Genomic DNA, 446 nt, shown 5'->3' on the forward strand with positions numbered 1-446 from the left:
CTAAACACCGCCACCGGCGAAGCGATCGGTCAGTGCCATCAACGCCACCGCCATCAGGAATTCCTGAAATTGCTCAACACCATCAACAAGGCCTACCCGCACCAGGAAATACACCCGGTGATGGACAACTACGCCACCCACAAACACCCGGCCGTACGGAAATGGTTCGACGACCACCCCCAGGTCACACCACATTTCACGCCGAACTCGGCATGCTGGTTGAACATGGTCGAGATCTGGTTCGGCATCATCGACCGGCAAGCGATCCGCCGCGGCAGCTTCGGCTCAGTACGCGAGCTGACCACCAAAATCGCGAGTTCATCAGCGGCTGGAACCCCCGCGCGCAACCGTTCATCTGGACCAAAGACGCCGACACCATCCTCAAATCCATCGACCGTAAAAAGACTAACGTCGCACGACATTAGAACTAACCCAGAATTACCGGG

The 446-nt window shown here is 57.2% G+C and carries 1 protein-coding gene; it reads left to right on the forward strand.

Features of this window, described 5'->3' with window-relative positions; genetic code table 11:
* Positions 1–446 (forward strand): transposase (locus tag F0Q45_RS26795; RefSeq protein WP_188113207.1); only part of this gene is annotated, 446 nt, incomplete at both ends.

It is taken from the genome of Mycobacterium simiae, assembly GCF_008370645.1.
In the GTDB taxonomy this organism is placed as follows: Bacteria; Actinomycetota; Actinomycetes; order Mycobacteriales; family Mycobacteriaceae; genus Mycobacterium; species Mycobacterium simiae_A.